The sequence below is a fragment of the Nisaea sediminum genome (genome assembly GCF_014904705.1).
In the GTDB taxonomy this organism is placed as follows: domain Bacteria; phylum Pseudomonadota; class Alphaproteobacteria; order Thalassobaculales; family Thalassobaculaceae; genus Nisaea; species Nisaea sediminum.
Genome location: NZ_JACZCQ010000011.1, coordinates 1 through 22,126 on the forward strand (window position 1 = coordinate 1; position 22,126 = coordinate 22,126).

The window sequence follows — 22,126 nt, forward strand, 5'->3', positions numbered from 1 at the left end:
ATGCTCAGGTCGATCATTTGATCGAAAACCGGCAAACCACTCAAGGCCGCCGCCTGCGCATCCCTTTCCTATATCCACAATGTCAAAGAGCACTCCTCCGGAGAGGAGAGACAACGAAACCCTGTTCCGCCGAAGGGCGGCACTGGAAGATCCGCGTCTATGGAAACCGCTGCGGCGACGAACGCCTTGCGAAACCCGAATATAGGCGAGGCCGTCGGTGAATGCAAGCCCCTGAAGAAGAGACACGCGTTCGCGTCGGCGCCGCGAAGTGGGCCGGTGTATAGAACCTCCCGCAGAACCCTGTCAACAGCGAAAAAGCCTGACAGGTCATCTGATCGATGGCACAATATATAGCATAATTACGGTCTATAAAAACATTCTGTGGGGTTTGCTCGGGCGTCCCGAACTTTCCTTACGGAAATCAGGCAAAGGACGAAAGCACATGCGCGACGGGCACCCTCCATTGGCAAGATTCGGTTCCGTTCCGAAGCTGCTCCTTGCCGCCGCCCTGACGGTCGCGCTCGGTGCCTGCAACGGCGTCACTCTTCCCTCTTTCGGTCAGGCCGGCAGCTCTGACGGGCAGGCGAAGAAGGACGGGCTCGGGTCGAGCTCGCAGCAGAACCGGGACGAGGGACCGAAATTCGCGGAGTTCCGGGATGTTCCCATCCCCGTCAATGCCGATATCGATTTCGACAATCTGCTTGTGCTCGGCGCCGAGGACGGCTGGATCGGCCGGCTCGCGCTGACCGTCGGCCACAAGATGCCGGACATGTATGCCTTCTACGAGCGCGAGATGCCGCGATTCGGCTGGCGCAAGATCACCAGCGTCCGCTCCGCGATCAGCACCATGACATATAGCCGCGGCGACCGGATCGCGACGGTCACGCTCTCGAGCCGGACCGTCGGCGGCACGGCGATCGACTTCACCGTCGCCCCGGCCAACCCGCTGGCGGAAAAGACCTGAGCGCAGCTCCGAACCGGCAGAGTCAGAGAATTCCGAGGCGGCGCAGTTCCTCCTGCATCTCGGACGGCATGTCGCCGTCGACGCCGCCACCCGAATCGTAAAGATCCTGCGGCGCGTCCGCCTCGTCGAGGTAGCGCCAGCCCTGGAAGGCGCGGTGCCGGCGGGGGACGACGCGGACGACATCCAGATCCATTACGATGCCGCAGCGCGGCCGTCCGTCCTCGCTCTCGATTTCCTCCAGCCGGAGGATTCGCTGACGTGCCCGCACCTGCCCCTTGATCACCCAGTAAAGCGACCCGCCTTCGAGAATCTCGTCCGCCCGGCGCGGAAAGGACCGCGTGCGGTGCGTGCTGCAGGGCTCCGTTCCCGTCGACTCGGCCCGGGCGCGCTGTTCGGCGCGGTACTGCTCGAGTTCTTCCACGGTTTCGATCCCGACGCAGAGCTTGATCAGGTTGAGCGGCATGGCTGGTTCCCCGCCCGGCCTAGTCGAACATGCCGAGCAGCCACCACCAGGCGAAATCCAGCGGCAGGATGACGAGCACGGACAGCAGCGCCAGCGCGAGGCAGGACCGCGCGCCCGCCGCCAGCGGAACGTTGCCGAGCTGCATGCCGATCACGAAAGGCGGGACCTGATAGGGCATGATCACGGTCGAGAAGCCGACCACGATCAGATTCATCACATGGAAGAGCGGAAAGCCGCTCGCCTCGGAAAGGTCGCCTGCCAGCGGGGCCAGAACGGCCGGCACCGCCGGCATGGTCGAGATCATGCCGAGAAATGTGCCAAGCCCGGCGATTACCGCGAAGGCTTCGGCCGGATTGCCCGGTTGCAGCCCTTCGGCCGCGATCAGCTGCGCGCCGACCCAGGTTCCGAGACCGGACTGCGCGACCAGCGCCCCGACGGCAAGAATGCCGGCGATATAGATCAGCGGATTGAGCGAGATCTTCTGCCGGTAGACATCCGCCGAGACCAATCCCGTCACCGGCAGAAGGCAGAGCAGTCCGGCACCGAGGGAGATCCAGGCCGGCGAAATGCCGTGTACCGCATCCGTCGCCCAGAGCACCAGCGCGACGGCGAGGTAAAGCGCCATCTTCTTCTCGGGCAGGCTCATGCCAGCCCAGGTAGGTCCCGTCTCGCTTGTCTCCTCGGCCTTCGGTTTCGCCTCCTCGCCGAACATCCAGGTGAGGAAGAAGGCGATGATCACCGCCTTCACCCCGCCCAGCACCGGGAAGTGCAGCAGCAGATAGTCGAAATAGCGGATCACCACGCCGTGGGAGGTCTCGGCGGCGCCGACCAGCACGTTGTTCGGAACGTTCGCCGGTAGCACGCCGACGGAGCAGAGATAGGAGGTGAGAATCATCGCCAGCACCATACCGTGCCGACCTTTCGTGCCATCCGCATATCCGAGCCGCTCGGCGAGCGCGAGGACGATCGGCATCAGCAGCACGATGCGCGACAGCGTCGACGGCATCAGGAAGATCAGCACCACCGAGACCGTGACGATGCCCGCGATCACCGCGCCGTAGCCGCCGGAGATCCGTGCCGTGATCGCCCGCGCCAATCGCTTGCCGAGCCCGGTGACGTCGACCGCGGCGCCGATGATCAGGCCGCCGAAGACGAGCCAGAAGGCGCCGGAGGCGAAGCCGGAAAACACCGTCGGCGCCGGTGCGATGGAGAAGACCATGGCGAGGAAGAAGAGCAGCATCGCCACCAGGTGCTCGGCGATCGCGCCCGTCGCCCAGAGGCCGATGCAGAGCACCACAAGGGCGCCGGACGGAGCCGCGCCCGGAGGCATGCCCGCCGGCGGGAGGAAGGCAAGCCAGGCGCTGAGCGCCAGGACCGGCAACAGGATCAGGTGGCGGGGCTGGAAACTCGGCATCAGCGGAAACTATCCAACTCGTGTCACGGGATGTCTGGGAACCGGCTCTGCCGCCGGTCCCGCGCCGGTGGCTCAGCCCTCTGCGGCCTTCTCGAAGAGCAGCAGATCCGCGCCCTCCTCGACCTGATCGCCGGCCGCGAAATGAAGCGCCGCGACCACGCCATCATCCGGCGCCCTGATCACATGCTCCATCTTCATCGCCTCGAGCACCATCAGCGGATCGCCCTTGGCGACCTGCGCGCCCGCGGTGACCTGTACCGCGATCAGCTTGCCGGGCATCGGCGCTGAGACATGGCCCGAATCCTCACCCGCATCGGCGCCGGAGGCCAGTGCGGATTTCAAAAGATAGCGGTGCGCCGCGCCGTTCGAAAAGAGTGTCACGCTGTCGCCGTCCGCCCGCACCTCGCCGTCGAACGGCACGCCGTCGACCCGAACCCGCAGGTCGTCCCGATCGCTTTCGACACGAACGAGAACGGGATCGCTGTCTCCCTCAAAGCGGCAGCCAGCGGCATCGAGGCGGTATTCCAGCAGGATTTCCGCGCCCCCGGAGAGAAGCGTCATCCGATGCAACGGCGAGTCGTTCAGACGCCAGCCATGGGCCAGCGCCCAAGGCGAGAACGGATCCCGGCTCCGGCGCGCGGCCTCGAGCGCCCTGAGCCGCTGCGACTCGAGCAGAGCGGCGGCGGCGATCCGATGCAGCATCGACGGGTCACCCGCCTCCGCCCGCAGATCTTCCCCGTAGCGTTCGATGAAACGTGTATCCACCTCGCCTGCGAGGAAGGCCGGGTGCTCGACGATCCGCTTCAGATAGCCGGCATTGTTCGCGAGACCGCCGATCCGGGTCGTGCCGAGCGCGCGGGCCAGCAGGCGCAGCGCCTCCGTCCGGTCCGCGCCATAGGCAATCAGCTTGGCGATCATCGGATCGTAATGCACCGAGACCGAGTCGCCCTCGACGACACCGCTATCAATGCGAATCCCGGTTCCCGCCCCGGGAAAGCCGAGCCTGCTCAGGGTCCCGGTCTGCGGCAGGAAATCGCGCGCCGGGTCCTCGGCATAGAGCCGGACCTCGACCGCATGGCCCTCGCGCCGGATCTCCTCCTGGGAGAGCGGCAGGGGATGTCCCTCGGCCACGCGAAGCTGCCAAGCCACAAGGTCCTGCCCGGTGATCATCTCCGTTACCGGGTGCTCGACCTGCAGGCGGGTGTTCATCTCCATGAAATAGAAGCCGCCGCCCTCGTCCATGATGAACTCGACGGTGCCGGCGCCGACATAGTCGATCGCCTTCGCCGCATTCACCGCGGCCTCCGCCATCGCGGCGCGGACCTCTTCGGCAAGGCCCGGCGCAGGCGCCTCCTCCACCACCTTCTGATGACGGCGCTGCACCGAGCAGTCGCGCTCGAAGAGATGAACCACATTGCCAAGCCGGTCGGCGAAGACCTGCATTTCGACATGGCGCGGGCGGGTCAGGTATTTCTCGATCAGCAGCCGGTCGTCGCCGAATGCCGCCGCCGCTTCGCGCTTCGCTGCGGCGATCGCCGATTCGAGATCCTTCTCCGCCTCGACCACACGCATGCCCTTGCCGCCACCGCCGGCGCTCGCCTTCAGCAGAACGGGAAAGCCGATCTCCTCGGCAGCCTTCTTCAGCACCGCGAGGTCCTGATCCTCGCCATGATAGCCAGGCACCAGCGGCACGCCGGCCTTCGACATGATTTCCTTGGCGGCCGCCTTCGAGCCCATCGCCTCGATCGCCGGGACGTCCGGGCCGACAAAGATGATCCCGGCCTCGGCGCAGGCCTTCGCGAAAGCCGCATTCTCGGAGAGAAACCCGTAACCGGGATGGATCGCCTCCGCGCCGGCGCGCTTCGCGGTCTCGATCAGGCGCGGGATGTCGAGATAGGACTTCGCCGCCTCCGCCGGACCGATCGGATAAGCGGTGTCCGCCGTCTTTACGTGAAGCGCGTCCGCATCCGCCTCCGAATAGACGGCGACAGTGCGGATTCCGAGGCCCTTCGCGGTCCTCGCGATACGGCAGGCGATCTCGCCCCGGTTGGCGATCAGCAGGGTGCGGATGGTCCGGACGCCGCTCATCTGGAGATCCAGTTCGGTTTGCGTTTCTCGAGAAAGGCCGAGAGCCCTTCCCGTCCCTCGCTGGAGGCGCGCTGTTGAGCGATCCGCTGCGCGGTTTCCCGGCGCGTGGTGTCGTCCAGTTCGCGCCCGGCGATCTCGCGGAGCAGCGCCTTCGAGGCACGCACCGCGTCCGGACCGGATTTCAGGATCTCGCCGACCATGTTGTCGACTGCGGCATCAAGTTCATCCTGCGGGCAGACCTCATGGACGATGCCGATACGCTGCGCCTCCGCCGCCCCGATCCGCTCGCCGGTCTGAAACCAGCGATGCGCTTCCCTCACGCCGATGGCCTGGATCACGTAAGGGCTGATCACGCCCGGAATGATCCCGAGCCGCACCTCGGAAAGGGCGAAGCTCGCATTTTCCGAAGCAACGGCGACGTCGCAGCAGGTGCAAAGTCCGAAACCGCCGCCCATCGCCGCTCCGTTCACCTTGGCAATAGTCGTCATGGGCAGGCTGTAGAGCGCGTCCATCATGTTCGAGAAACGCATCGCGTCCTCGAAATTGTCGTGCTCCGTATGCTCCGCCGCGCGCTTCATCCAGTTGAGGTCGCCGCCCGCCGAGAAGCTGGTTCCGGCGCCGGTCAGAACCAGCACGCGGACGTCGCCGCGCCCGGCCATGGCACGGAACAGCGCGTGCAGGTCCTTGATGAGAACCTCGTCAAAGGCGTTATGGATTTCGGGCCGGTTGAGCGTGACGGTCACCACGCCTGCATCGTCCTCGACGAAGAGGCTTTCCGGCCTCTGCAATCTGTATTCGGTCTGCATGAGCCTACATTCTGAAAATGCCGAATTTCGTCGGCTCGATCTCGCGGTTCAGCGAGGCGGAAATGGATAGCCCGAGCACGGTGCGGGTGTCGGCTGGATCGATGATGCCGTCGTCCCAGAGCCGGGCGCTCGCGTAATAGGGATGGCCCTGGGTCTCGTACTGCTCGCGGATCGGCGCCTTGAAAGCCTCTTCCTCGGCTTCCGGCCAGCTCTCGCCCTTGGCCTCGAGCCCGTCGCGGCGCACCTGGGCCAATACGTTCGCCGCCTGCTCGCCGCCCATGACCGAGATCCGGGCGTTCGGCCACATATAGAGCATGCGCGGCGAATAGGCTCGCCCGCACATGCCGTAATTGCCCGCCCCGAAGGAGCCGCCGATGATCACGGTGAATTTCGGCACCCTGGCGGAAGCGACGGCCGTCACCAGCTTGGCGCCGTCCTTGGCGATCCCGCCGGACTCGTATTTCCGCCCGACCATGAAGCCGGTGATGTTCTGCAGGAAGACGAGCGGGATGCCGCGCTGGCAGCAGAGCTCGACGAAATGCGCGCCTTTAAGGGATGATTCTGAGAAGAGGATGCCGTTGTTGGCGACGATGCCGACCGGATAGCCCCAGAGATGGGCGAAGCCGGTGACCAGCGTGGTGCCGTAGAGCGGCTTGAACTCGTCGAACTCCGAGCCGTCGACGATGCGGGCGATGATTTCGCGCACGTCGAAGGGCTTGCGGCTGTCCTCGGAAACGACACCGTAGATCTCTTCCGCGTCATAGAGTGGCTCGACCGGCTCGCGGACAGCGATGTTGGGGTTTTTCACCCGGTTCAGGTTGCCGACGATCCGCCGGGCGATGCCGAGCGCGTGGGTGTCGTCATTGGCGATATGGTCGGTGACGCCGGAGATGCGGGAATGCACGTCGGCGCCGCCGAGATCCTCCGCGCTCACCACCTCGCCGGTCGCGGCCTTCACCAGCGGCGGTCCGCCGAGAAAGATGGTGCCCTGCTCCTTCACGATGATGCTTTCGTCGGACATCGCCGGGACATAGGCGCCGCCAGCCGTACAGGACCCCATCACCACCGCGATCTGCGGGATGCCGTCGGCCGACATGTTGGCCTGGTTGTAGAAGATCCGGCCAAAATGGTCCCGGTCCGGGAAGACCTCGTCCTGGGCCGGCAGGAAGGCGCCGCCGGAATCGACCAGATAGATGCAGGGCAGACGGTTCTGCCAGGCGATTTCCTGGGCGCGGAGATGCTTCTTCACCGTCATCGGGAAATAGGTGCCGCCCTTCACCGTCGCATCGTTGGCGATGATCATCACCTCCTGCCCCATGACCCGGCCGATACCGGTCAGGATCCCCGCCGACGCGATGTCTCCGGAATACATGCCGTGCGCCGCGAGTTGGGAAAGCTCGAGCCAGGGTGCGCCCGGATCGAGCAGCGTGCGGATCCGTTCGCGTGGCAACAGCTTGCCGCGCGCGACGTGACGCTCACGGCTGGACGCGCCGCCGCCTTCCTTGGCGACCGCGATCTGCGCCTGCAGGTCGGCGACCAGCGCGCGCATGTGGTCCGCGTTGCGACGGAAAGTTTCGTCACGGCTGCTGAGCGCCGAAGTGAGAACGGTCATCTGAAAGATCCTACCAGCCGCCGGTGCTGAGCCAGTGTTCGATATGGTCGATCCGGTCCGCGCCCCAGAAGGGTTCGCCGTCGACGATGAAGAACGGCGCGCCGCAGACGCCGGCGGCGATCGAGGCGTCGACTTCCATCTTCAGCTTTTCCTTCACCTCCGGATCGTTCAGAGCCGCCTTCAGCTCGTCGGCATCGACGCCGCAATCCGCTGCGATTTCGAGCACGGCTTCGGCGCTGTTGATCGCCTTCGCTTCCTGGAACGCTGCGTTGAACAAGGCGAGCGCAACCTTCTGCGCCAGTGCTTCGTCCTTGCCTTTCAGCCACCAAACGGCGCGCGCCGCGGCGACGGAGAGGAACGGGAAGCTTTCCGGCATTTCCATCGGCAGGCCCATCAGGCGGGCGCAGCGGGCGAGGTCCCGGCGGGCATATTCGCCCTTCAGCGGCTGGTCCATCAGCGGCTTGTTGCCGTTCAGTTTGAAGACCGCGCCGAGCAGCGTCGGCCGCCAGTCGACCTCGCGGTTGTAGAGCTTGGCGACGTCGTTGATCTTGTTCGCCGCCAGATAGGCGAAGGGCGAGGAGAAATCGAAATAGAAGAGGATAGGGTCTCCGCCCGTTTCGCTGTCGGTCATTGTTTCGCTCCCTTGTCTCCGGCCCCGCTCACCACAGCAGCGCGGTCCCGTCGTAATTGTAGAAACACCCGTTATCCGAGGCCGTCGCTCCGTCGAGTACGGATTTGATTCCGGCCGCGCTCTCGGTCGGAAGAACCGGCGCCGACGGACCGCCCATGTCGGTGCGGACATGGCCCGGATGGAACATCACGGCGACCAGGCCCTTCGCGCCGAATTCCATCGAGAGGCATTTGACGGCCATGTTCAGCGCCGTCTTGGAGGAGCGGTACATGTACGAGCCGCCCTTGCATTCGGCGATGGAGCCCATTTTCGAGCTGATGAAACCCATCTGCTTGCGCTCGCTCGCCAGCACGTTTTCCATCAGGACGTCACATACCCGCATCGGGCCGAAGACATTCGCGTCCATCGTCTTCGCCCAATTGTCGTAATCGATCTCCGCCAGGGTTCCGCCCCGGTAGTTGACGCCGGCATTGTTCAGCAGAAGGTCGATCTTGCGGCCCTGAAGCGTCTTCCCCAGCGCCGCGACGCTCGCGGCGTCAGTCACGTCGAGCGCATGGATCTCGACCCCGCCGACGGCTTTCAGCTCGGAGGCCGCGTCAGGTTGGCGGCAGGTGCCGATGACGTCCCAGCCATCCGCCGCATAAGCCCGGGCAAGCTCGAGGCCGATACCCCGGTTGGCACCCGTGATCAGAACTGTCGGCATTTCGCATCTCCCTCAGCGTTCGTTGCCCTGCGGCCGATAGACGGTCTTTGCCGTCACCTCGACCTCGACGCGCATCTGTTCTTCGGCCAGATCGCAGATGATCGTCGTGTTCGCCGGCCGAGCGGCGTCGCAATATTTCTTGATGATCGGTTTGATCCGGTCGAACTCCTCCCGGCTGGCGACATAGACCCGGACCCGCAGCAGGTTGTCCAGATGGCTGTCCGCCTGTACCAGGGCACGCTGGATGTTGTGGAAGCAGAGCTCTGCCTGCTCCTCGACGCTATCCGGGAAACTCATGGTCTCCGGATTGAAGCCCGTGGTCCCCGAGACATGGACCATGTTGCCGTCGACGACGGCGCGGGCGTAACCAGCCATCTCCTCGAAGGGCGACCCGGAATAAATACGTCTGCCGATCATGTGCTCTCCCTCGCGGTACGGCTCCTGCGGCCGTTACCGTCTCTCTCCGACGGTGACGTGGCAACCCTCGACATGATCATCGACCATACCCATGGCCTGCATGAATGCGTAACAGGTGGTCGGGCCGACAAAGCTCCAGCCGCGTTTCTTCAGGTCCTTGGAGAGTGCTGTCGATTCCGGTGACATCGTGATCTGCCGAAGTGCGGCATAGTCGAGCCGCTGGAGGCCGCGGTCCTGCGCCCGAAACTGCCAGACGTAGTCGGAGAGCGAACCCTCCTTCTCGATCAGCTCGATCGCGCGGCGCGCGTTGTTGATCGTCGAGACGATCTTGCCACGGTGCCGGATGATGCCGGCATCCTGCACGCAGCGCTCGATATCGGCCTCCCCGAACGCGGCCACCTTCTCGATCTCGAAATTTGCGAAGGCCGCTCGGAAGTTCTCCCGCTTGCGCAGGATGGTCAGCCAGGAGAGACCGGACTGGAAGCCCTCGAGGCAAATCTTCTCGATCAGGGTTCGGTCGTCCCGAACCCGTTGCCCCCATTCCGTGTCGTGATAGTGCCGGTAAAGATCGTCGCCGGCGCACCACCAGCAGCGGGGCTTGCCGTCCGCTTCCCGGACCAGGCCGTTCTCGTGTTCGATGGCCACGCGGCCCTCCCCGTCAGGCGGTTTCCTTGAACAGCTCGCGGCCGATCAGCATGCGCCGGATCTCACTGGTTCCCGCGCCGATCTCGTAGAGCTTGGCGTCGCGCAGCAGGCGGCCCGTCGCGGTCTCGTTGATGTAGCCCGTACCGCCGAGGCACTGGATCGCTTCCAGCGCCATCCAGGTCGCCTTTTCCGCCGCGTAAAGAATCGCGCCGGCCGCGTCCTTGCGGGTCACCTCGCCACGGTCGCAGGCCTTGGCGACCGCATAGACATAGGCCTTTGCAGAATTCATCGTCACATACATGTCGGCGATCTTGCCCTGCATGAGCTGGAACTCGCCGATCGGCTTGCCGAACTGCTTGCGCTCGTGGATGTAGGGCACGACGATGTCCATGCAGGCCTGCATGATGCCGAGCGATCCGGCGGCCAGCACCGCGCGCTCGTAGTCGAGACCGCTCATCAGCACCCGGACGCCGCCGTTCAGCTTGCCGAGAACGTTCTCCTCCGGCACCTCGCAATCCTCGAACACCAGCTCACAGGTGTTCGAGCCGCGCATGCCGAGCTTGTCCAGCTTCTGCGCCGTAGAGAACCCCTTGAAGCCCTTCTCGATCAGAAAGGCGGTGATCCCGTGCTGATGCGCGTCCGGATCGGTCTTGGCGTAGACCACCAGCGTGTCGGCATCGGGACCGTTGGTGATCCACATCTTGTTGCCGTTGAGGACGTAGCGGTCGCCTTTCTTCACGGCGCGCAATTTCATCGAAACCACGTCTGAACCGGCGCCGGGCTCGCTCATCGCCAGCGCGCCAACATTCTCGCCCGAGATCAGCTTCGGCAGGTACTTCCGCCTCTGCGCCTCCGTGCCGTTGAGGCGGATCTGGTTGACGCAGAGATTGGAGTGGGCGCCGTAGCTGAGCCCGACCGAGGCGGACGCACGGCTGATCTCCTCCATAGCGACGGAATGTTCGAGATAGCCCATGCCCGCGCCGCCATATTCCTCGTCGACCGTGACGCCGAGCACGCCGAGAGCACCGAGCTTCGGCCAGAGATCCATCGGGAACTCGTTCGTCCGATCGATCTCCGCGGCGCGCGGCGCGATTTCGTCCGCCGAGAAAGAGCGTACCGCATCGCGCAGCATGTCGGCGGTCTCGCCCAGATCGTAATTCAGGGACGGAATATCGTTCGGGATCATCCTCTGTTTCCTCCGCTACGGATCTTTGTCCGCTCAGTAGACATTGGGGCCGTCGTCGCGGCCATGCATCAGCATCAGGGTACCGAGGGCGGTGGCGACCAGCTTCTCGACCCCGCCTTTCTCGACATGAATATCGGCCTGGCAGACCACCAGCGAACGCCCGGGACGGACGACCTTCGCCCGCGCAACCAGCCGCTCCCCGTCGCCGGGCGAAACGATGTTCATCTTGTATTCGACGGTGAGGATGCTGGCATCGGCGGGGGCGAGCGTAAAGGCGGCATAGCCGCAGACATTGTCCGCCAGCGTTCCGATCACGCCGCCATGGAAGAAGCCGTGCTGCTGGGTCAGCTCCTCGCGGTACGGCAGTACGATCTCGCAGCTTCCGGCCTCCACCGCCGTAAGTTCGGCGCCGATATGCGTCATGAAGGCTTGCCGGGCGAAACTCTCGCGCACGCGGGCGGCGAAGTCGGGGTTGGGGGTGCGGAGCGCGTTCATGATTTTCTCATTGACGTTAACGTCAATCATTTCCGTCTTTGGACAGATCCGTCAATGTCTGAATGCAACTCGCCTCGACGGCATCGAGCTCCTCGAGAATAGCAGTCAGCTCCCGCACCTGCTCCTGCAGCTTCGCGCGCCGCGCGCGCAACTTGCCGAGGAGCAGCAGGATCTGCCGTTCCTCCCCGCGTTCCGCATCGTAGAGGTCGATGATCTCCCGGATTTCCTCGAGTGCGAGGCCCAGCCTTCGTCCGCGTGCGATGAGCCCAAGGCGCACCCGGTCGCGCTGACTGAAGATCCGAGTCCGGCCGCGCCGCGATGGCGCGATCAGGCCAATGGCTTCATAATGGCGGATCGCCCTGGTGGTCAGGTCGAACTCGCGCGCAAGATCCGCCGTGGTGATTTCCTTTAGCATGAGGAAAACCAGATCACCGATTGACGTTTACGTCAATCGGCAAGGCTACATAAGGAAGACGGCAGCGAGTCCGAGGAATGTGAAAAACCCGACCACGTCCGTGACCGTGGTCAGGAACACGGTCGAGGCCACCGCCGGGTCGATCTTGAAGCGCTCGAGGGTGATCGGAATCAGCGTGCCGGAGAGCCCGGCGACGAAAAGATTGATCAGCATGGCGAAGGCAAGGACCGCGGCGATCTGGGGGTCGCCGAACCAGGCCCAGCAGACCGCAGCGGCGATGAGCGCGAACATGATCCCGTTCAGCGAACCGACGGTCATTTCCTTCAGCACGAACTTAAGCGCGTTGGTCGAGCTCAGCTCGCGCATGGACAGCGCGCGGACGGCAACGGTCAGGGTCTGGGTGCCGGCATTGCCGCCCATCGAGGCGACGATCGGCATCAGGACCGCGAGCGCCACGATCTTCTCGATCGTGGTCTCGAAGGCGCCGATCACACCGGAGGCGACGACGGCAGTCACCAGATTCACTGCCAGCCAGGAAAACCGGCTGCGCGTGGTGCTGAAGAGACTACCGTGCAGGTCGTCGTTCGCGACACCGCCGAGGCGCAGAATGTCCTCCTCCGCCTCCTCGTTCATGACGTCGACGACGTCATCCACCGTAATCATGCCGAGCAGCCGGTCGTTCGCGTCAACCACCGGCGCCGAAACGAGACCGTACTGGCGGAACAGCAGCGCCACGTCTTCCTGGTCCATCACCACCGGAACCCGGTGGAAGTCGGTCTGCATGATGTCCTCGACGAGCACCGGCCGTTTGCTCCGGAGCAACCGGCTCAGCGACAGCTTGCCGAGCGGGCGGCGGGCCGGATCTATGACGAAGATGTCGTAGAAGGAGTTCGGCAGCGCCGCATTGGTACGCAGGAAGTCGATAGTCTGGCCGACCGTCCAGTGCTCCGGCACGGTCACCAGCTCACGCTGCATCAGACGCCCAGCGGATTCCTCTTCATATGTGAGGCCCTCTTCGACGATCGCCCGATCGCGCTCCGGCAGAGAATCGAGCAGCCGCGCCTGATCCTCTTCATCCAGTTCCCCGAGAATTCCGACCGCATCGTCCGATTCGAGTTTCTGGAAGGCGGCGCGAAGGACTTCCTCGTCGAGCAGCGGGATGACCTCTTCGCGCACCCGGTCGTCGAGATAGGTCAGGGTCTCGGGATCGAAGTAGCGCCCCAGGACCGTAACGAGCCGCTCCCGGGCCTTGCCCGAATAGCGCTCGATCAGGTCCGCATGGTCGGCAGCGTGGAGCGGGCGGACCAGTCGGTAGAGCTGACGCGGATTGTCTTCGGAAAGCGCCTGTGCGACCTCGCGCTCAAGCTCCGGCGTCAGGCCGTAGAGCTTCGAGGCGGCGACGCTGTCATAAACCGCCAGCTCCTGTTCGAGATGGCGGATCTTGCGCTTGAGCTTCTTCTGCTTGCGTTTCGCCCGGCGCGCCTTCTCGGCCTTCTGACCGGCATTGGACAGCTTTTCCGATTCGGTCGCGGCCACGGGCTCGTCCGGCGCCTCCGGTCCGTTCGGGCTGTCGACCGCCATGGCGCTATCCCTTTCTGGCGCGTGCGCTGTGATGTGCCTGAGCGTCGACGACCGCGACGGTCGCCAAATTCACGATCCCGCGCACCGTGACCGACGAGGTCAGGATATGCATGGGATAGGCGGTCCCGAGCAGCATCGGCCCGACGGAAAGCCCGCGTCCGAGCGTCTTCAGCAGGTTGAACGAGATGTTCGCCGCATCGATGCTCGGCATGACGAGCAGGTTCGCAGCACCTGTCAGACCCGCTTTCGGGAAGGCGCGCTCGCGGATCGATTCGGACATCGCGGCGTCGGCATGCATTTCGCCCTCGATCTCGATGTCCGGGTAGGCCTTCTTCAAGCCAGCGACGGACTCCCGCATTCGGACCGCCGATTCCAGGTTCGAGGAGCCGAAATTGGAATGGGACAGCAAGGCCACCTTCGGCTCGATCCCGAAGCTGCGGACTTCCGTCGCCGCCAGCCCGACCATCTCGATAAGATCGGACGCCGACGGCTTCGGATTGACGTGCGTGTCGAGGATGAAAACCGGCCCCTGCGGCATGATCAGGAGACTCAGCGCCGCGCACCGGTGTACGCCGGGACGCGGCCCGATCACGTCAATGACCTCGAGCAGATGGTCGCGCCAGCGGCCGATCGCGCCGCAGATACCGGCATCCGCTTCGCCGCGGCAAACCATGACCGACGAGATTGCCGTCGGCCGGTTCCGCATGATCTGGCGGGCTCGGTCCGGCGAGACCCCTCGGCGCGCCATCATGTCGTGATAGGTGTCGGCGAAGCTGTCGAGCCGGTCGTCATTCTGCATATCGACGATCTCGATATCGACGCCAGGCTTCATCCTGAGATGCAGTTCCTCGATTTTCTGCGCGATCACGGCGCCGCGCCCGATGAGAATCGGCCGGGCGATTCCCTCGTCGAGTACCGTCTGGGCGGCACGCAGGATACGGTCCTCTTCCCCTTCGGCGAACGCCACCCTCTTCGGGTCCTTTTTCGCCGCGAGCGCCATCGGCCGCATCACCTGGCCGGAGCGGTAGACGAACTGGCTGAGCTTCTCGTGGTACCAGCCGAAATCCTCGAGCGGCATGGTGGCGACGCCGCTGTCCATCGCCGCCTTCGCGACGCGGGGCGCGATTTCGAGAATCAGGCGCGGATCGAACGGTTTCGGGATCAAATATTCGGGCCCGAAGGACGGCGCTTCACCACCATAGGCGCTCGCGACCACATCCGAGACTTCCTGTTGGGCCAGATCGGCGATCGCCTCGACCGCGGCGATCTTCATCTCCTCGTTGATCGTCGTCGCGCCGACATCGAGTGCGCCTCGGAAGATGTAGGGGAAGCAGAGAACGTTGTTCACCTGATTCGGATAGTCCGAGCGCCCGGTACAGATCACCGCATCGGGACGCACATCGCGGACATCTTCCGGGGTGATTTCCGGGTCGGGGTTGGCGAGCGCGAGGACCAGCGGCCTCGGCGCCATCTTCTTGACCATGTCCTGCTTCAGGACCCCCGGCGCCGACAGTCCGAGGAACACGTCGGCACCGTCGATCACCTCGCCCAGCTTGCGGGCCTCGGTCTCCCGGGCGAAGGGCTCCAGATGCGGGTTCATCGCCGAGCGGCCCTTGTAGACCACGCCGTCGATGTCGGTGACGAAGATGTTCTCGTACTTGACCCCCATGGTCACCAGCAGCTTCAGGCAGGCCAGCGCGGCCGCGCCGGCGCCGGAGGTGACCAGCTTGATGTCCTCCATCTTCTTGTCGACGCAGCGCAGGCCGCTCAGAATCGCCGCCGCGACGATGATCGCGGTGCCGTGCTGATCGTCATGGAAGACCGGAATGTTCATCCTGGCGCGGAGCTTCTCCTCGATCTCGAAGCATTCCGGCGCCTTGATGTCCTCGAGATTGATGCCGCCGAAGGTCGGCTCGAGCGCCGCGACGACGTCGCAGAACTTGTCGACCTCAAGCGCGTCGACCTCGAGGTCGAACACATCGATATAGGCGAATTTCTTGAACAGGACCGCCTTGCCCTCCATCACCGGCTTGGAGGCGAGCGGCCCGATATTCCCGAGACCGAGCACCGCCGTGCCGTTGGTGACCACGGCAACCAGATTGCCGCGGGCGGTGAGGTTGCGAACTTCGGAAGGATCCTCGGCGATCGCGGTGCAGGCATAGGCAACGCCCGGGGAATAGGCGAGCGACAGGTCGCGCTGCGTGGCCAGAGGCTTGGTCGCTTCGACCGTCAGCTTTCCGGGCCTCGGATACTTATGGAAATAGAGTGCTGCTTCCTTCAGTCCTTCAGCCACAATGGCTCTCCCCGATCAGGTCTGCATCGCCATTGGATAGCCGCCAACGGCCGCGAACGCCACAGCAGAAATGGCGCCCGGAGGCGATTAAGTCATTATGATCAGAGAGAGATGGTGCGGTCGAGAAGACTCGAACTTCCACCCGTGTTACCGGACAGCGACCTCAACGCTGCGCGTCTACCAATTCCGCCACGACCGCACGATATATGGCTTGTGAAGGCTTGCGCCTTCGGGATGCGGGGGAGTAGCAAATCCCTCGGAGCTGATCAAGTGGCATTATGCTGAAAAAGTTGATCGAACGAAAAAATTACCTTCTGCAGGACGAGTGAGGAACATGGACGTTGAATGGCGGGTATCTGACCGGCCGGTCGCCTATCCGGAAGCGGTGGCCGAAATGGAAGCCCGCGCGGCGGCCATTCGCGACGGCAGTGCGCCGGAGCTTGTCTGGCTGCTGGAACACCCGCCGCTCTACACCGCCGGCACCAGCGCCAACGCCGCCGACCTGCTGCAGCCGGACCGCTTCCCGGTCTATGAGGCCGGGCGCGGAGGCCAGTATACCTATCATGGCCCCGGGCAGCGGGTGGCCTATGTCCTGCTCGACCTGAAGGCCCGCAAGCCCGATGTCCGCGCCTTCGTCCAGGCGCTGGAGGATTGGGTGATCCGGACGCTCGCCGCCTTCAACGTCAAAGGCGAACGACGCGACGGGCGCGTCGGCATCTGGGTTACGCGCGGAGACATCGGCGCGCCGAAGAAGGAGGACAAGATCGCCGCCATCGGCGTCCGCGTGCGGCGCTGGGTGTCCTTTCACGGGATCTCGATCAATGTCGAGCCGGAGCTCTCGCACTTCGAGGGCATCGTTCCCTGCGGCATCTCGGAACACGGCGTGACCAGTCTGCACAACCTCGGTCAGCTCGCCTCCATGCCGGAGGTCGACATGGCGCTCCGCGAGTCCTTCGAAGGGGTTTTCGGGCCTGAGAGCGCGTTCGCACGCCAGCCGTCAGCGGTGTCTGCCGCCGGTGCCTGAAGGGTTTTTCGGCCATTCCATCGAATTTCTCCTTAAAAAACGAAGAAAACTTTCGTACGGTGTGGCGACAGCCCTCTCCCCATCCACCCGGTGCTTTCGTGACGCAGCCTCGCCCCGATATCGTCCAGACCGTCCAGGACATGACGGAGGAGGAATGCGAGGTCTTTGACCTGCTGCTTCTCGGTCACGATCCGTCCGACCGCGGCGATCTTGAGATTTTCCTCTCCCGGGTGCGTTCACCGCTGTCCCAGATCCTGCTGCAATTGATCGAGAAGGGCCTGATCCAGCGTGTCGAGAACAAAAAAGCAGCGACACAGCTTTCCGTGAACCCGGCGGCGGCGTGGTTTCTGGCCCCGCGTGAGGAACGTCAGCCGCGACCCGACTGAGACGTCTATCGGACGAGTTCGGCGAGGCCTCCGACGACCAGCTCGACGGCCCGGCGCGCCTCGCGCTCCAACGCAGCATTTCCCGGACCGAAGTCAGCCAGAGTGACGGCGGGCAAAGGATCGTCTGCATGCAGCAGGTGATTGCGGCGGTTTCGCAGCCAGACATAATCGGCGCCGAACCGGATTTCGTTCTGGACCAGCCCGTTCAGGTCGTCCTGCTGCATTTCCGCATCCAGCGCCGCCTGGGCCAGGACCAGAACAGCCACCCAGGCACCGGACGCGAAGCACAGACGCATCTCGTCGAACAAAGCGGCGGCCTGCGGCCCGAGATCCAGTCCGTCGCCGTCACTCTCCCGATCGACCAGCCGGTCGACCCAGGACAGGCGCTGACGCATCTCGGATTGCGAAGCGATTGCGCGGATCGGGGTCTGCACGCCGCCCCCCTAGAGTGTCGGTCTTTGCTGGAAACCGGACTGGGCGGGAGGGTCCGTGTCGTCGAAACACGCAATCCCGGTCACCCGTGCCGCCGGCGGGCCGCTGCGGCAGGCCTCGATCATGGCGTCCACGCGCGCGGACGGCCCCGAGAATACCGCCTCCACCGTCCCGTCGCTGCGATTGCGGACCCAGCCGTCGAGCCCTGCCTCGCTCGCTTCCTTGACCGTCCAGCCACGATACCACACGCCCTGAACCCGACCGGAGATCACCACCCGCACGGTTACCCTGGGAACATGTTCGCTCATCAGCTTGGCGTCCGTCCGCTGCCTCTCGCTTCCGGAGACCAGAGTTATCCGTTGCCGGCCGGCTTGTACAGGTCCACCGGCTCACGCTGCGGGCGCGGGTGATGCGGACCCGGCGAACGGTACACGCGCAAAGGAAACCCCTTCTGCGCTCAGATCCTGCTTCAGGTGCAACACGGTGAGCACGCCGTCGAAGCCACCCAGCCCGTCGGGCATGAGCGCGACCGACGGGCTGGACAATATTCCCGCCAAGGTCCCGACCGCGATGTCGGTCTCGGCTCCGTGCACGTCGATCGCCGTGGCATGGATGCCGCCGGGCCCGGTCGCAAAGACAAGCACACCCTCGTGCGAAGAGGCCGCCGCGAACTCGAAGATCGGTGCGCCACCCAGAATGTCGTTGCCCGCGACCGGAACTTTCCCTGTCGGGCCGATACCGAGCAAGACTGGTGCGGCGCCAATGCCGCCCGGAGAGAGCGGACCGATATCGCTGAACTCCTGGAACAGCCAGGCGCTCTCGCCGCCCCCGATATCCAGCGACAATGCGCTTCTCCAAGCGCCGATCCAGGTCGGTTTAGCGGTTGGGTGGGCAGGGTCGATCGAGACCAGACCGTCGAGATCACCGCACGCCAGGATCCGGTAACTGCCGTCGAGTTGCCGGAAGAGCCTCGGGGCGGAGAAATCCTGCCCGGCGAAGCGAACCGGATCGGAGGGCACGCCCTTGGCAGTCGTCACGTACAGCAGATCGTTCCAGGCGCCCCCGAACAGCTGCATGACCGCAGCGCCATTGCCGCTTTCGTCCAGTGACAGGTCCCAATCGGGAGCGGATACGAACATCTGCTCGAAGCCGATCGCGATATCGGCCCCGGGCGTCGAATCCGCTTCGGAAATAACAGATGCCGCCCGTCCCGGCGCAACCGCCTTGAGGGTGACCTCGACCTCCTCCGCACCGTCGTCCGACGACGTCTCCGATATGACGCCCTTGTAAAGATTGAGGGTTCCGCCGGCTCCGGCCAGACGCGCCGGCGCATAACCGTCGAAGGAGATCGTTTCCCATTTGATCGAATCTTCAGGCATACGCCCACTCCCTAATTGAGGTTATGCAGGACGGTCAGCCTACGGAGTTTGAGTATGTTGTTGGCGGCCCCCGCGGCGACGGAGAACCCGAGTCGAGGATTCGCGCCACGGGACAGCCCGGCCGAGGCCGCGGTCACATAGGCTGCTGCCGTGTTCACGACCGGACTGCCGTAGGATGGATCGTAGAAAGCAAGACCTCCGGCAGTGTCGTAGACGATGTAGTGATTGCCGAACCGCTCCGGCGGCGTCTGATTGTTCTGTGCGACCACTCCTGGCCCCCAGGTCGCGGTCCCTGCCACGGCCGTTCCGGGTGCGCCACGATCATGCGTGTAGGCATTCGCCGAGGCCGCCGGCGGCGCATGGAAGGTCCAGTTCGAAACCATGAACCCGGTTGCCGTACCGCTGACCGCCGCGTTCGGCTCGACCGAGACCTTCCGCGGCGTCGCCTCGCCATGCGCGGCGAACATGGCGATCAGCAGTTCCGCCCACGCACCACAGGCGCAGGAGATCGTCCCGCCGGTCGGAGCGGTCGACAGCATCGTGTTCAATCTCTGCTGCGGAGGACGGGCGGTCCAATAGGTCATTCTGGCATTGTCCCATGCGCGCAGAGCCCCCGGGTTATCGCCGGAGGCGGGATCGAGCTCGCCGCCGCCGAACTGGGCGAACGCCGAATAGATGGCGGTCTTCAATTGCGCGGCATTCCCGGCCTGGCCGTCGGCGGCGGCGCAGGAAAGTTTCAGCACAGTCCAATAGTTGCTCGCGCCGCCTCCCGGAAGCCGATCGCCATTCACCGGGTCCGCATAGGTCACATAGACTTGGTGGCTGGTGACGTCGAACAGGGTCCAGTTTCCGTCATGTCCTCCGGTGGCCCGCATCTCCCACAGCAAGCGGACCGGGTCGCCATGCACGACCTGATTCGGCAGGGTCACATTGGCATTCGCCGCGGCGGGGGTAAGATCCGCCGTCGCCCCGTTCGCGGACGCGATATTGTTCCAGCTCCAGATCATGGTGTGGAACGAGCCGTCGGCCAGCGGCAGGAACAGGGTGGCCCGGACATCGATCGCAGTTCCGGTTCCCGCTGTATTGACGCGAAAGACCGGCTGCAGGCCGACATTGGTATTCCTCGTATAGGTCTGCGGCACTGTCTGTCCCGGCTGCCAGACGCGACCATAGGCATTGCCGAAGTTGACGCCGTCTTCCCGCAACACCGAACGGCCTCCGCTGAAGGTGATCTGGCGGACATCGATCTGCGGTGTCCCAACCGGCCATTGCTGAGTATTCTTGATCGTTAGAAGTGCCGCTAAGGGGTTTGCCGAATTGGAGCGCACCTGAAGCTGCACGGTCGCCGCGCCGTCGAGATAGACCAGACGGCGGTTGTCGGCGATGCCTGGGGCACTGTCGTTCGCCCAGACGAGATGCAGCCAGGCCGGCGCCGTATCCGGATCGGTGACGGCGATCGCCTGCGCCGGTATATGGTTCGGCAACCCGAACTGGTTCGAGATCGCATAGCTGTACCAGGCGTTCGTGTTGTCGCGGAACGCGAAGCTCTCGTAGGCGAGCGACTGGACGGTCGGCACGATCTCGACACCGATGCTCGTATTCTCGACATCCTCGTCGCCGATGGTCTGCGTCACCGTATGGTTGGTGAAGGCTCCGGGCGCGCTGATCGGATGACGGTTGATCGTGATGTCCCGGGTATGCTGCTCGCCGGTGTCCCAGTTCAGGTAGAAGTAGGATTGCGGCCGGTCCGGGTTCAGCAGCCCGCGCAGGGTCGCCTGTGCGCCCGCCTGATAGTCGATACTGTAATTCGTTCCCGCGACCTGACGGGAGGGCGCGTTGCGGATCTCGATCCCGGTCAGGTGTGCATAGACGATCACCGCCATCTCGATCTCTGGATTGACCGACGCCTTTACCCGGACCGGCGCTTTCGGATCCACCACCGTTCCGCGGGACACGGTGCGTTTGGCCGGATTGCCCGAAACCGGGTTGCCCCCCTCCCAGGTCACCGCGTCGAAAGCCTCCGAACTGTTCGGCCGAAGTTTCAGGGTCACAACGACATCGGATTCCTCTTCGGAATAGGCCGCCGCATAGATCGCAACCTTCTCCTTCTCGCCGATCTTCTTGGCGTTCTCGACCTCGAAGCCGACCAGCTCCGGGATGATCGTAAGCGCGATCTGACGGGAGCCGCCGTCTGATTCCGCCTTGACCGTCAGGGGCCGCCCCTTTGCCGTGACCCTGTCGAGCGCCACTTCCGCGGCGGCGCCTGCGGATTGCGTCGCCCCGGCCCAGGTGACCGCCGGCATCTCGCCGACCGGCGGCGGATCGAACAATGCCGTCACCCGGACCGCCGTCCCGCCATATTGCGCCCGGTAGGCATCCACCCCGGTGGAGGTCGCTCCGTCCACCCGCAGCCCGACCAGCTTCGATTTGCTCACCGGCGCGACCGACCCTTCCGGCAGAAGCTTCTCGATCGCCTGCTCGAACCATGCGCCGCTCTGCTTGGTCGAGGCCGCGATCTGACCCGTCAGCGTGTCGACTTCGGTATTGAACGGGCCCGGCGGCGTGCCGCCGTAGAAATTCTTGATGATGAAGGCCTGCCAGCCGCTCTGCGGCGGAAGCACCGGACCGAGATTCTCCAGTGCCTCCGTCCGGCGCGGAATGCCGGTCTTTGCAAACAGACAATCCTGCATGGACAGCTTCTGGATATTGCCGTCGACGGCATCGGCGAAACGCCGGAGCCCCGACGCCGAGAACGGATATTCGATGACCGCGAAGGGATTGTAGTCCCGGTCTTCCAGGCGATGCAGTTTAGGCTCGCCGATGTCGTAGTTCGTCCGCGCAACCGGATCGTCGAGCCGCATCCCTGTCTCGGCCAGCACTATCGCCCGGAGCGCCTTGGCCGGATCCTGGTCCTTTCCATGCGCACCGCCCGGCAGCACCCACTGCCCCGCATGGTCGGGTATCTGCCCGCGGATCTTCTTCGACCCGGCCCAGGTCTGGATGAACACCCGCTGGCCAAGCAGGACGAGCTGCTCGATGTCACCGGGCGCATGGGCAAGCAGATAGACGAAGGGCATGGTCGGACTCCCCAACGGACAGGCTCGTCGGTTCGACGTCCGGCCGTCCGATTCTGTGAAGGCGGAAGCCGTGACGCACCTGCCGTCCCGCCCGCTGTCCGAAGGTTTCCCTGTT

The 22,126-nt window shown here is 64.4% G+C and carries 21 protein-coding genes and 1 tRNA gene; 3 read left to right on the forward strand and 19 right to left on the reverse strand.

Features of this window, described 5'->3' with window-relative positions:
- Positions 1-442 precede the first annotated feature (442 nt).
- On the forward strand, positions 443-964 hold the full coding sequence (locus IG122_RS20240) for a hypothetical protein (protein ID WP_193188025.1): 522 nt from the start codon (positions 443-445) through the stop codon (positions 962-964).
- A 22-nt stretch (positions 965-986) separates the two neighbouring features.
- Here IG122_RS20240 and IG122_RS20245 read toward each other — a convergent pair whose 3' ends face one another.
- The 15 genes from IG122_RS20245 to IG122_RS20315 all read right to left on the reverse strand — a co-directional run bounded on the left by IG122_RS20245 (position 987) and on the right by IG122_RS20315 (position 15,912).
- Positions 987-1,427, reverse strand: a complete 441-nt coding sequence (locus tag IG122_RS20245; protein ID WP_193188027.1) for a DUF1489 family protein — start codon at positions 1,425-1,427, stop codon at positions 987-989.
- A 19-nt stretch (positions 1,428-1,446) separates the two neighbouring features.
- On the reverse strand, positions 1,447-2,841 hold the full coding sequence (locus IG122_RS20250) for an SLC13 family permease (RefSeq protein ID WP_193188029.1): 1,395 nt from the start codon (positions 2,839-2,841) through the stop codon (positions 1,447-1,449).
- Between the two features lie 72 nt (positions 2,842-2,913).
- Complete coding sequence (locus IG122_RS20255; RefSeq protein WP_193188031.1) at positions 2,914-4,929, reverse strand: acetyl/propionyl/methylcrotonyl-CoA carboxylase subunit alpha; 2,016 nt, start codon at positions 4,927-4,929, stop codon at positions 2,914-2,916.
- Positions 4,926-5,735 (reverse strand): enoyl-CoA hydratase/isomerase family protein, encoded by an 810-nt coding sequence (locus IG122_RS20260; RefSeq protein ID WP_193188033.1) that lies wholly within the window; start codon positions 5,733-5,735, stop codon positions 4,926-4,928. The genes IG122_RS20255 and IG122_RS20260 overlap by 4 nt, the downstream gene beginning before the upstream one ends.
- Positions 5,736-5,739: 4 nt before the next feature.
- On the reverse strand, positions 5,740-7,347 hold the full coding sequence (locus IG122_RS20265; RefSeq protein ID WP_193188036.1) for a carboxyl transferase domain-containing protein: 1,608 nt from the start codon (positions 7,345-7,347) through the stop codon (positions 5,740-5,742).
- A 10-nt stretch (positions 7,348-7,357) separates the two neighbouring features.
- A complete protein-coding gene (locus tag IG122_RS20270; protein ID WP_193188039.1) occupies positions 7,358-7,978 on the reverse strand; it encodes a 2-hydroxychromene-2-carboxylate isomerase in 621 nt (206 codons plus the stop codon).
- A gap of 28 nt (positions 7,979-8,006) precedes the next feature.
- Complete coding sequence (locus tag IG122_RS20275; RefSeq protein WP_193188041.1) at positions 8,007-8,681, reverse strand: SDR family oxidoreductase; 675 nt, start codon at positions 8,679-8,681, stop codon at positions 8,007-8,009.
- Positions 8,682-8,693: 12 nt separating this feature from the next.
- Positions 8,694-9,098: a RidA family protein gene (locus IG122_RS20280; RefSeq protein WP_193188043.1), complete on the reverse strand. Its 405-nt coding sequence runs from the start codon at positions 9,096-9,098 to the stop codon at positions 8,694-8,696.
- Between the two features lie 33 nt (positions 9,099-9,131).
- Positions 9,132-9,743, reverse strand: coding sequence for a DNA-3-methyladenine glycosylase I (locus tag IG122_RS20285; protein WP_319024946.1), 612 nt, complete (start codon positions 9,741-9,743; stop codon positions 9,132-9,134).
- A gap of 13 nt (positions 9,744-9,756) precedes the next feature.
- Positions 9,757-10,929 carry an isovaleryl-CoA dehydrogenase gene (locus tag IG122_RS20290; protein ID WP_193188045.1) on the reverse strand — a complete coding sequence of 391 codons (1,173 nt, stop codon included), beginning with the start codon at positions 10,927-10,929 and terminating at the stop codon, positions 9,757-9,759.
- A gap of 33 nt (positions 10,930-10,962) precedes the next feature.
- On the reverse strand, positions 10,963-11,424 hold the full coding sequence (locus tag IG122_RS20295; RefSeq protein WP_193188047.1) for a PaaI family thioesterase: 462 nt from the start codon (positions 11,422-11,424) through the stop codon (positions 10,963-10,965).
- Positions 11,425-11,446: 22 nt separating this feature from the next.
- A complete protein-coding gene (locus IG122_RS20300) occupies positions 11,447-11,839 on the reverse strand; it encodes a MerR family transcriptional regulator (protein ID WP_193188049.1) in 393 nt (130 codons plus the stop codon).
- Between the two features lie 45 nt (positions 11,840-11,884).
- Positions 11,885-13,420: a magnesium transporter gene (gene mgtE / locus IG122_RS20305; RefSeq protein WP_193188051.1), complete on the reverse strand. Its 1,536-nt coding sequence runs from the start codon at positions 13,418-13,420 to the stop codon at positions 11,885-11,887.
- A gap of 4 nt (positions 13,421-13,424) precedes the next feature.
- Complete coding sequence (locus tag IG122_RS20310; RefSeq protein WP_193188053.1) at positions 13,425-15,713, reverse strand: NADP-dependent malic enzyme; 2,289 nt, start codon at positions 15,711-15,713, stop codon at positions 13,425-13,427.
- 112 nt (positions 15,714-15,825) lie between these two features.
- Positions 15,826-15,912, reverse strand: a tRNA-Leu gene (locus IG122_RS20315).
- A gap of 135 nt (positions 15,913-16,047) precedes the next feature.
- Between IG122_RS20315 and lipB the strand changes: the two genes are divergently transcribed.
- Positions 16,048-16,737 (forward strand): lipoyl(octanoyl) transferase LipB, encoded by a 690-nt coding sequence (lipB, locus tag IG122_RS20320; protein ID WP_193188055.1) that lies wholly within the window; start codon positions 16,048-16,050, stop codon positions 16,735-16,737.
- 98 nt (positions 16,738-16,835) lie between these two features.
- Positions 16,836-17,123 carry a hypothetical protein gene (locus IG122_RS20325; RefSeq protein ID WP_193188057.1) on the forward strand — a complete coding sequence of 96 codons (288 nt, stop codon included), beginning with the start codon at positions 16,836-16,838 and terminating at the stop codon, positions 17,121-17,123.
- A 5-nt stretch (positions 17,124-17,128) separates the two neighbouring features.
- Here IG122_RS20325 and IG122_RS20330 read toward each other — a convergent pair whose 3' ends face one another.
- From IG122_RS20330 to IG122_RS20345, 4 genes are all read right to left on the reverse strand, one after another.
- A complete protein-coding gene (locus IG122_RS20330) occupies positions 17,129-17,557 on the reverse strand; it encodes a hypothetical protein (RefSeq protein ID WP_193188060.1) in 429 nt (142 codons plus the stop codon).
- A gap of 9 nt (positions 17,558-17,566) precedes the next feature.
- Complete coding sequence (locus IG122_RS20335) at positions 17,567-17,863, reverse strand: acylphosphatase (protein WP_193188063.1); 297 nt, start codon at positions 17,861-17,863, stop codon at positions 17,567-17,569.
- An 81-nt stretch (positions 17,864-17,944) separates the two neighbouring features.
- Complete coding sequence (locus IG122_RS20340; protein ID WP_193188065.1) at positions 17,945-18,934, reverse strand: hypothetical protein; 990 nt, start codon at positions 18,932-18,934, stop codon at positions 17,945-17,947.
- Positions 18,935-18,945: 11 nt separating this feature from the next.
- Entirely contained in the window at positions 18,946-22,011 is a 3,066-nt protein-coding gene (locus tag IG122_RS20345; protein ID WP_193188067.1) for a hypothetical protein, read from the reverse strand.
- Positions 22,012-22,126 lie beyond the last annotated feature (115 nt).

Excerpts from the sequence above, each read along its gene's own strand:
- IG122_RS20240 (WP_193188025.1), top strand. The coding sequence starts at position 443 with ATGCGCGACGGGCACCCTCCATTGGCAAGATTCGGTTCCGTTCCGAAG.
- IG122_RS20245 (WP_193188027.1), bottom strand. The coding sequence starts at position 1,427 with ATGCCGCTCAACCTGATCAAGCTCTGCGTCGGGATCGAAACCGTGGAA.
- IG122_RS20250 (WP_193188029.1), bottom strand. The coding sequence starts at position 2,841 with ATGCCGAGTTTCCAGCCCCGCCACCTGATCCTGTTGCCGGTCCTGGCG.
- IG122_RS20255 (WP_193188031.1), bottom strand. The coding sequence starts at position 4,929 with ATGAGCGGCGTCCGGACCATCCGCACCCTGCTGATCGCCAACCGGGGC.
- IG122_RS20260 (WP_193188033.1), bottom strand. The coding sequence starts at position 5,735 with ATGCAGACCGAATACAGATTGCAGAGGCCGGAAAGCCTCTTCGTCGAG.
- IG122_RS20265 (WP_193188036.1), bottom strand. The coding sequence starts at position 7,347 with ATGACCGTTCTCACTTCGGCGCTCAGCAGCCGTGACGAAACTTTCCGT.
- IG122_RS20270 (WP_193188039.1), bottom strand. The coding sequence starts at position 7,978 with ATGACCGACAGCGAAACGGGCGGAGACCCTATCCTCTTCTATTTCGAT.
- IG122_RS20275 (WP_193188041.1), bottom strand. The coding sequence starts at position 8,681 with ATGCCGACAGTTCTGATCACGGGTGCCAACCGGGGTATCGGCCTCGAG.
- IG122_RS20280 (WP_193188043.1), bottom strand. The coding sequence starts at position 9,098 with ATGATCGGCAGACGTATTTATTCCGGGTCGCCCTTCGAGGAGATGGCT.
- IG122_RS20290 (WP_193188045.1), bottom strand. The coding sequence starts at position 10,929 with ATGATCCCGAACGATATTCCGTCCCTGAATTACGATCTGGGCGAGACC.
- IG122_RS20295 (WP_193188047.1), bottom strand. The coding sequence starts at position 11,424 with ATGAACGCGCTCCGCACCCCCAACCCCGACTTCGCCGCCCGCGTGCGC.
- IG122_RS20300 (WP_193188049.1), bottom strand. The coding sequence starts at position 11,839 with ATGCTAAAGGAAATCACCACGGCGGATCTTGCGCGCGAGTTCGACCTG.
- mgtE (WP_193188051.1), bottom strand. The coding sequence starts at position 13,420 with ATGGCGGTCGACAGCCCGAACGGACCGGAGGCGCCGGACGAGCCCGTG.
- lipB (WP_193188055.1), top strand. The coding sequence starts at position 16,048 with ATGGACGTTGAATGGCGGGTATCTGACCGGCCGGTCGCCTATCCGGAA.
- IG122_RS20335 (WP_193188063.1), bottom strand. The coding sequence starts at position 17,863 with ATGAGCGAACATGTTCCCAGGGTAACCGTGCGGGTGGTGATCTCCGGT.
- IG122_RS20340 (WP_193188065.1), bottom strand. The coding sequence starts at position 18,934 with ATGCCTGAAGATTCGATCAAATGGGAAACGATCTCCTTCGACGGTTAT.
- IG122_RS20345 (WP_193188067.1), bottom strand. The coding sequence starts at position 22,011 with ATGCCCTTCGTCTATCTGCTTGCCCATGCGCCCGGTGACATCGAGCAG.